The following is an 8,402-nucleotide window of genomic DNA, read 5'->3' on the forward strand; positions in this document are numbered from 1 at the left end:
CAAAAAATAAAAAAAAGAGACAGCCGATGATAAAAATTTCCGGCTGTCTCTTCTGTCACCATGCTCTGTCGTATTGCACCGGCGACGGTATTTCTGTATTCAGCTGCTTCGCTGCACTTCTTGCAAAATGCGGATCGCGCAGAAGTTCTCTCGCGACAAAAATGAGGTCAGCGCGATTGTTTTGCAGAATTTCTTCGGCCATTGTCCCTGTCGTTATCAAACCGACGGCGCCTGTTGCGATTTCGGCCTGCTCACGGATTTTCTCCGCAAAGCTCACTTGATAGCCGGGGAAGACGTTAATATCAGCTTGAACGAGTGCACCTGAGCTGCAATCAATCAAGTCGACTCCCTGCTCCTTCATCCACTTCGCAAAGCCGATATGATCGGCAATGTCCAGACCCTTATCAGTATAATCAGATGCGGAAACACGGACAAATAGCGGTCCGTCCCAGACTTCCTTGACGGCTTCAATGGTCTCGCCTAAGAAGCGGTAGCGGTTTTCGTGTGAGCCGCCGTATTCATCTGTACGGTGATTGGACAGCGGTGACAAAAATTCGTGCATTAAGTAGCCGTGTGCCGCATGAAGCTCGATAATGTCAAAGCCGGCTTTTTTCGCACGCGCCGCGGCTTGTTTGAATTCCTGAATGGTTTCTTTAATTTGTTCTATCGTCATTTCAGCCGGTGTTTTGGACTGCTCATCGAAAGGAATGGCTGAAGGAGCATAAATGTCTCCGTCAAGCTCTGCTTTACGTCCCGCGTGCGCGAGCTGAATGCCGATTTTAGACCCTTGCGCTTTCACTTGTTCTGTCAGTTTGGCAAAGCCTTCGATATGATCGTCGCTCCAAATGCCCAAATCCTGATCGGTAATTCGTCCCTGCGGATTAACGGCTGTCGCTTCAACGATAATCAGACCGACCTGACCGATTGCGCGAGATATATAGTGCGCCATATGAAAAGGCTGCAGCTTTCCGTCCTTCTCATGTGAGGAATACATGCACATCGGTGCCATAACAATACGGTTTTTGATCGTTACATCTTTAACGCTCCATGGTGTAAATAATTTTCTGGCCATTTATTTCGCCTCCCGGAATGTTTGTAGACATTAATTATAACAACTCACGATCATTCAGTCATATAAACTGCTCACAGCCGAACACATCGTTCTTATTGTTGTGAACGGGCATTTTTCTTATACACATCGGGGCCGTATCTTCATAACAGGCATTTAGCCGATCATATAGCAAATATAGATGAGAAACGCACCGATGACTGCGCGGCGTCCTTTGAACCAGTTTGTCAGGATGAAAATACTGCCTTGAAAACAAAAAGTCTGACCGTGACGGTGGTGAGCGGGGTTATTTTGATGTCGGGCTTTCGTCTGTTTATATAAAAAGGGCATCAACGGCACATGCTGTTGATGCTTTTTTTTGAAATGCTAGGGTTTGGAGAGCACTTCAATTCCGACGTTGACCATTTTGTCCAGTCCCATAAAAGACAGGCAGATTTTGGCGCGTCTTTTTCTTTTATCGATCTTTTTAATAATGCCTTCCATTCCTTTAAGAGGTCCTGAGGCAACGGTTACTTTTGAATTTTCAATATAGACTTTTGAATAATCTACAGTGTCTCCTTCTCCGATCAGCCTGATAATAGGGAGGATTTCTTCATCCTTAATTGTCGTGAAATAGGTTTTACGCTCTTTGGAATAATATGCGCCGTTATTCACGATTCTGCATGAAATGGGGAGTTCTTTGATTTTATGAAATGTCCGCTCTGTCATCTTTGTTTTAAACAGCACATATCCCGGAAACATTTTTTTGAGTGCCTCGTATTTGATTCCGGCTTTTCGTTCTGTGACTTTTTTCTTGGGTATGATTGAGTAGAGAGCCTGCTCATCAAACTGCAGACGCAGAAATTTTTGCACTGCTTCTTCTTTTCCGGACTCTACAAAAAGTGCGTACCATTTCATGACTGGGTCCTCCTTAGAATAATAAGAAATTATTATACAAAGAAAGTATTTAATGGATAGTATTTAAAGTGATTAAAAAATTTTCTAATTCGTCTTTTTTTTACATAATATATGAAAATGAAAAATAAGTATAGACCCAATTGACAGAGAAGCGATGAATTTTCTTTGACATGAAAAGGGTTCAGGGAATTGTCTGACATTTTATCCGCCGAACATAAAACTGTGGAATAAATGTCAGAAAATAACGAAAAAAGGTCTTGACATTATTATCTATAAATTGATATTATTCTCTTTAAATAGCAACTATTTGTTAAATTTATTAAATTGATGTAAAGCACCTATTAAATTTCAATCGCTGTTTCGGCACGTTGAAGAGGAAATAGGGATTATAAAAATGATTGCAGTGTATATATCTACATATACATGATAAGGGAGAAGTGTGCCGTCATGGCTGTTTTCGGGCATATTGGCACTGCAGCTTGTCATGAGAAACATTCAGTAAACAAGTAATATGTTTTAATATAAATTATGTCAGAAAAGGAAAACACAATGCGTTTGCGATTTTTAAACCTGTGCTGAATCGCAAACGCGTTTGTGTTTTTATTTTTATGCCGGTGTTTACACCAGTCAATATATGAATATAAGAGACGTTTTTGTATGGAGAACCACATGTGATGTACAAAATTGGCGATGCGGAAAGGATGAGGATAAGATGCTTACGTTTGTTTTCCCGGGGCAGGGTTCTCAATTTAAAGGAATGGGAGCCGGACTGTTTGATGAATTTCAAGATCTGACACGGCAGGCTGATGACATATTAGGCTACTCTATAGAAGAATTGTGCCTGGAGGATCCGAATCACCAGCTGGGGAAAACGCAATTTACCCAGCCGGCGTTATATACGGTGAGTGCACTCAGTTATTTAAAGAAAATGAAAGAGTCCGGCAGAGAGCCTGATTACGCCGCAGGGCACAGTTTAGGAGAATATAATGCGTTATTTGCGGCCGGCTGCTTTGATTTTGAGACCGGTTTGCAGCTTGTAAAAAAAAGAGGGGAGCTCATGAGCAAGGCAGCTCCCGGAGGCATGGCGGCGGTTTTGGGGTTTACGGCTGAACAAGTAAAAGAGGTTCTATCCGATTATCATCTGACCGGCATTGATATCGCTAACCACAATTCACCTTCGCAAATTGTGATCGCCGGAACGAAACAAGACATTGAAAAAGCGGGCCCCGTCTTTGAAAAAGCCGGCGTGAGAATGTACCTTCCTTTAAATGTGAGCGGCGCCTTCCATTCCCGCTATATGAAAGATGCTGAAAAAGAGTTTGCGGATTATTTAGAAGAAACGGCGTTTTTGCCTCTTCGTTTTCCGGTGATCTCAAATCTTCATGCCGCACCTTATAAGAATGATGAAATCAAAACAAATCTGACTTTGCAAATGACCAATCAGGTAAAGTGGACGGACACGATACGCCGTCTGATGGGACTTGAAAATAATGAAATTGCAGAAGTCGGGCCCGGGGAAGTGCTGACAAAACTGACGCGGCAGATTAAAAAAGATGCCGTCCCATTACCTATGCCGAAAGAAGAGTCTGATACTGCTGATGTCAAAGCATCGGCAGCTGATTTACAAAAAACGGCGGGAATGAGATTAGGGAACGAAGATTTTAAAAAAGATTATAACATCCAATATGCTTACATGACGGGCTCCATGTACAGGGGAATTGCTTCGGAACAGATGGTCATTAAAGCGGCAAAAGCGGGAATGCTGGGCTTTTACGGAACGGGCGGATTGAGTATCGAACGGATCGGACAGGCCATCGGAACCATCAGATCTGCACTGCGGCAAGGGGAAACATTCGGAATGAACCTTCTTCATCATATGATGTCACCTGACAAGGAAGTCAGAATGATAGATTTATATTTGAAAAACGGCATTCATCTTATTGAAGCATCGGCATTTATGGGCATAACCCCCGCTCTCGTTATATACAGAGCAAAGGGATTAAGCAGGAATCATGACGGATCGGTGTCAGTTCAAAACAGAATCATCGCGAAAGTATCCCGGCCTGAAGTCGCTGAGGCCTTTCTGAATCCGGCTCCGGCTCATATGCTGGAAAGACTTGTGTCTGACAATCGGCTGACAGCCGGGGAAGCGGCGCTTGCAAAAGAAATTCCGATGGCTGATGACATTTGCGTTGAAGCGGATTCAGGAGGGCATACCGACCAAGGGATTCCGTATACATTAATGCCTGCCATGATCAGACTCAGAGACCGCATGATGGAGAAGCACGGGTATGCGAAAAAAGTAAGAATCGGCGCAGCCGGCGGAATCGGCACTCCGGAAGCGGCTGCTGCCGCGTTTCTGCTCGGCGCCGAATTTATCGGAACCGGTTCTATTAATCAATGCACGGTCGAAGCCGGGACAAGTGATTCAGTGAAAGATCTGCTTCAGGAAGCGAACGTGCAGGATACGTCATACGCTCCCGCGGGAGATATGTTTGAAGCGGGAGCAAGGGTGCAGGTGCTGAAAAAAGGCCTGTTTTTCCCGGCCAGAGCCAATAAACTCTTTGACTTGTACAGACAATACAATTCTTTAGATGAAATAGATGAAAAAACGAAAACATTAATTGAAGATAAGTATTTCCAGCGAAGTTTTGAAGAAGTGTATGAGCAGTTGAAACATGATAAATCTCCTGAACAGATCGCCAAAGCTGAACAGAATCCGAAACACAAAATGGCGATGGTATTTAAATGGTATTTTTCCCATACGACGAGGCTCGCTCTGGAAGGAAAAAGCGAAAGTAAAATAGATTACCAAATTCATTGCGGCCCTGCACTCGGCGCATTTAATCAATGGGTGAAAGGAACCCCGCTTGAAAATTGGAGAAACAGGCATGTCGATTTGATCGGCAAACAGCTCATGGAAGAAACAGCCGGCCTTCTTGCGCAAAGGCTGGTATCGATTACAGGCTGAGTATGACCGGACATTACATTTTTTCTGCGGAGGACAGACCATGCTGATTGAAAATCATGAATTAACGATGAGCCATGTCGGGTTAGGAAATTTGAATGAGTACGCGCTGCTGCTGTTATTCGGCAACGCACACAGTCACCATTTAACGGACGGAACGGGATTCCGGCCTGATCAGATGGCCGATCACCAAGGGCTGATTTTGTATCCGGCTTATTTTATGACACATCTCAAAGTTCCTTCAGATAAGCCTCTTGATCAGTACCGATTATGGGACGAGGTTTCCGTCGGAGTCGATATCTCCCGGTTTGGAGAAACCATATTAGAATCTGATTATTTGTTCGGGCCGAAAGGAGCGGTCAGCTCTGATAAAAGCGAGTGGGACCCCGGGCGGTTTCCTTCTATGAAAGCCAATAGTTTAATTGTCGTCGACGTCACACAAACAGAAGGTTCGACCCGCAAAGTCTCAGCGCCTAAGGCTGAATGCATTGCGGAACTTTCTAAGTTAGCCAAGCCGCCTTACGCGCTGATGCGGTCAAAGAAAATCAGAACGGACGCTTTCGGTATGAAGCCGGGCAACCTCAAAACAGCAGACCCCGTTTCATATCGGGTTCCTGTTGATCAGGATGCTGCGCCGGGGCATGCCATGGTGTTTGCGAAATTCAGCAAGATAATGGATGCGGCGGAATTTGAATGGATGACGCGCCGGTCGAAGCCGGGTTTTCCGGTTTCAATCGCGCGGCATTTATTTTTGCTTGAAAGAGAGACGTATTATTACGGAAATTGTTTTGCAGATGAAGAGCTTGATATTTATATGACGGGACACATTGAAGAATGCGATCCCGACTTTCACGGTGAGTCCCTCGGTATGATCTCAGTGGCGAAAATCAGCTATCAGATTGAAGTCTATATGAAAAGAAATCATACATTGCTGGCCATTTCCAAGGTGGATAAGCTGCTGGCGGTGCCGACCTCTTCACAAGATCATATTCCGGATTATAAACGGGTCATCAGAAGTTTATAAAATGAAGAATGGAGCTGAAAGCAAATGGAACAAACCAAGGAAATGAAGCAGATCATCGCTCAAATCATCCAGGATATTCAAGAACAGCAGTCATATCGGGCCGTCGAAGCGGGAGATGATGTGAGAGTCATAGAGGATCTGGGCTTCTCATCACTGGATATCGCTCAATTAGTCGCACAGATGGAGATGGAAACCGGAGTAGATCCTTTTTCACAAGGAGAAACAATTTCCAGCATTACAACCGTCGGCAGCATTTGTGATATTTATCAAAAATATATGGACAGTGCTCAATCATGAAAACAGAAAGCGGGAGAGATATCAGCTGGGTGACTGATAAGCTTAGGGAAACGCAAGACAGTGAGTTTCTCATTTTTAAAGGGCAGACTTTTACGTATGATGATTTGCTGGCACGAATTAGCTTTTTTCAGAAAGAACTTGAACAAAACGGAATACGTGAAGGTGAATGTGTGGCGCTTATCGGGGATTATTCCCCGAACGCCATTTTTTTGCTGCTGGCGCTTCTGTTAAACCGAAATATCGTTGTCCCTCTCAGCAATGAATCAAGGGAAAAGCATCTCGATATGTTTGAAGACGCGAAAGTGAATCAAATCATTGAAATAAATGAAAATGACAGCTGGACGCTTCGTGAAGGTTCTAAAAGCGCCTCTCACCCTCTGCTTGATGACCTGCGAGAGAGAGGGGAGTCAGGCATTATTATTTTCACATCGGGAACCTCCGGCAAAAGCAAAGCATCCGTGTTAAGCGCCGGCCGGCTGCTTGAAAAATACAAAATGGCGAAGAGAAAACCGCTGCGTACGCTCATTTTTCTGAAATTGGATCATATAGGCGGCATTAATACGCTGTTGGCGATTCTGTTTAACGGGGGAACGATCGTCACATCAGACAGCAGAACGCCGAAGTCCGTTTATCAGGCGGTCGACAAACATGCTGTCCAAGTACTCCCCGCCACCCCGACCTTTTTAAACATGCTGCTGATGTCCAATGCGGATGCCGGCTATAACCTCTCTTCACTCCAGCTGATCACTTACGGCACAGAACCGATGCCCCTATCAACGCTGCGCGGCATTCATCGGCTGTTTCCGGGTGTACGGCTGAAACAAACATACGGATTAACTGAACTGGGTATATTCTCAACGAAATCAAAAGACAGCCAATCCACTTGGATGAAAGTAGGCGGTGCCGGAACAGAGACCAAAATTACCGGAGGCACGCTTTGGGTCCGTTCTGAGTCGGCGATGCTCGGCTATTTAAATGCACCGTCACCTTTCGATGAAGACGGCTGGTACGACACCGGTGACCAGGTGGAAACAGACGGAGAATATATAAGAATTCTCGGAAGAAAGAGTGAAATCATTAATGTGGGCGGAGAGAAAGTTTTTCCGGCAGAGGTGGAAAGCGTTTTTCTGGAGATACCGAATGTCCGGGATGTTCTCATTACGGGCAGAAAAAATCCGATTACAGGCGAGATTGTCGCGGCAGAGGCCGTACTTGAAAAAGAGGAAGATATCAAATCTTTCAGAAAGCGGGCCGTAGCTCATTGCAGACAGAAGCTGCAGCCATATCAGATACCGCAGATCATTTCTGTTACAGATCGGAAACTGTCTAATGACCGATTTAAAAAAATAAGAAACGTGTAAAACAGGAGGTACATATGAATAACGGAAAAGTAGCGGTAGTCAGCGGAGGAAGCCGGGGACTCGGAAAATCGATTGTACAGGCGCTTTTGGATGAGGATTACAAAGTAGCCACTTTCAGCCGCAGTGAATCTGATTTTATTAACACATTGAGAGAGAGTGAAAAGTACCGCGGCCGCTTTTATTGGGAAGCGGCGGATGCGGCGGATGATGCCGCCATGAAACAGTTTGTTCTTCAAGTATACCGCAAGTTTTCCAGAATAGACGGCTTGGTCAATAACGCCGGTTTGAACCTTGATCAGCTGCTGCCCCTGACCAATGATGAAGACATTGACCGCATCCTCAATCTGAATATCGGTTCAGTCATCAAGCTGACCCGAAATGTTTCCCGGGTCATGCTGAAACAAAATTCCGGATCAATCGTTAACATAAGCTCCATTATCGGCTCAAGAGGATTTAAAGGCACTTCTGTCTACAGCGCATCCAAAGCGGCTCTTGACGGCTTGACGCGAAGCCTGGCCAGAGAGCTCGGGTCAAAAGGAATCCGTGTCAATTCACTTGCGCCCGGTTTTGTGGACACCGATATGACGAAAAATATGCCGGAAAAACAAAAATCGCAGATTATCAGAAGGACGCCGATGGGACGTTTAGGCGAAACAGACGATATGACCGGACTCGTTCGTTTCCTGCTTTCTCCTGAATCGTCCTTTATGACCGGACAGACAATAGCAATAGACGGCGGATTAACTTGTTAAAGCACAGAAAAATTCTTTTGTACAAGGGATGGTA

At 44.9% G+C, this 8,402-nt stretch carries 7 protein-coding genes; 5 read left to right on the forward strand and 2 right to left on the reverse strand.

The window, feature by feature from the left end:
- Positions 1–55: 55 nt before the first annotated feature.
- Together namA and loaP are read right to left on the reverse strand one after the other, a co-directional pair.
- The gene (namA, locus tag ACQE26_RS12190; protein ID WP_500469547.1) at positions 56–1,072 is read right to left on the reverse strand and encodes an NADPH dehydrogenase NamA; all 1,017 of its coding nucleotides are present in this window, start codon (positions 1,070–1,072) and stop codon (positions 56–58) included.
- A gap of 363 nt (positions 1,073–1,435) precedes the next feature.
- Positions 1,436–1,966: an antiterminator LoaP gene (gene loaP / locus ACQE26_RS12195; RefSeq protein WP_003153257.1), complete on the reverse strand. Its 531-nt coding sequence runs from the start codon at positions 1,964–1,966 to the stop codon at positions 1,436–1,438.
- A 712-nt stretch (positions 1,967–2,678) separates the two neighbouring features.
- Between loaP and fabD the strand changes: the two genes are divergently transcribed.
- Genes fabD through ACQE26_RS12220 form a run of 5 tightly spaced genes read left to right on the forward strand, consistent with a single transcriptional unit; the run spans position 2,679 to position 8,368 of the window.
- Positions 2,679–4,937 (forward strand): ACP S-malonyltransferase, encoded by a 2,259-nt coding sequence (fabD, locus tag ACQE26_RS12200; protein ID WP_500469549.1) that lies wholly within the window; start codon positions 2,679–2,681, stop codon positions 4,935–4,937.
- Between the two features lie 40 nt (positions 4,938–4,977).
- Positions 4,978–5,958: an LnmK family bifunctional acyltransferase/decarboxylase gene (locus ACQE26_RS12205; RefSeq protein ID WP_060964823.1), complete on the forward strand. Its 981-nt coding sequence runs from the start codon at positions 4,978–4,980 to the stop codon at positions 5,956–5,958.
- A 24-nt stretch (positions 5,959–5,982) separates the two neighbouring features.
- Positions 5,983–6,255, forward strand: coding sequence for an acyl carrier protein (locus tag ACQE26_RS12210; protein ID WP_003153264.1), 273 nt, complete (start codon positions 5,983–5,985; stop codon positions 6,253–6,255).
- Positions 6,252–7,616, forward strand: coding sequence for an ANL family adenylate-forming protein (locus ACQE26_RS12215; protein ID WP_500469551.1), 1,365 nt, complete (start codon positions 6,252–6,254; stop codon positions 7,614–7,616). Before ACQE26_RS12210 ends, ACQE26_RS12215 begins: the two co-directional genes overlap by 4 nt.
- Positions 7,617–7,630: 14 nt before the next feature.
- On the forward strand, positions 7,631–8,368 hold the full coding sequence (locus ACQE26_RS12220; RefSeq protein WP_500469552.1) for an SDR family oxidoreductase: 738 nt from the start codon (positions 7,631–7,633) through the stop codon (positions 8,366–8,368).
- Positions 8,369–8,402 lie beyond the last annotated feature (34 nt).

The sequence above is a fragment of the Bacillus sp. 5RYD7K genome (assembly GCF_059831465.1).

Bases quoted from the DNA above. Each gene is read 5' to 3' on its own strand.
- namA (WP_500469547.1), bottom strand. From the start codon at position 1,072: ATGGCCAGAAAATTATTTACACCATGGAGCGTTAAAGATGTAACGATC.
- loaP (WP_003153257.1), bottom strand. From the start codon at position 1,966: ATGAAATGGTACGCACTTTTTGTAGAGTCCGGAAAAGAAGAAGCAGTG.
- fabD (WP_500469549.1), top strand. From the start codon at position 2,679: ATGCTTACGTTTGTTTTCCCGGGGCAGGGTTCTCAATTTAAAGGAATG.
- ACQE26_RS12205 (WP_060964823.1), top strand. From the start codon at position 4,978: ATGCTGATTGAAAATCATGAATTAACGATGAGCCATGTCGGGTTAGGA.
- ACQE26_RS12210 (WP_003153264.1), top strand. From the start codon at position 5,983: ATGGAACAAACCAAGGAAATGAAGCAGATCATCGCTCAAATCATCCAG.
- ACQE26_RS12215 (WP_500469551.1), top strand. From the start codon at position 6,252: ATGAAAACAGAAAGCGGGAGAGATATCAGCTGGGTGACTGATAAGCTT.
- ACQE26_RS12220 (WP_500469552.1), top strand. From the start codon at position 7,631: ATGAATAACGGAAAAGTAGCGGTAGTCAGCGGAGGAAGCCGGGGACTC.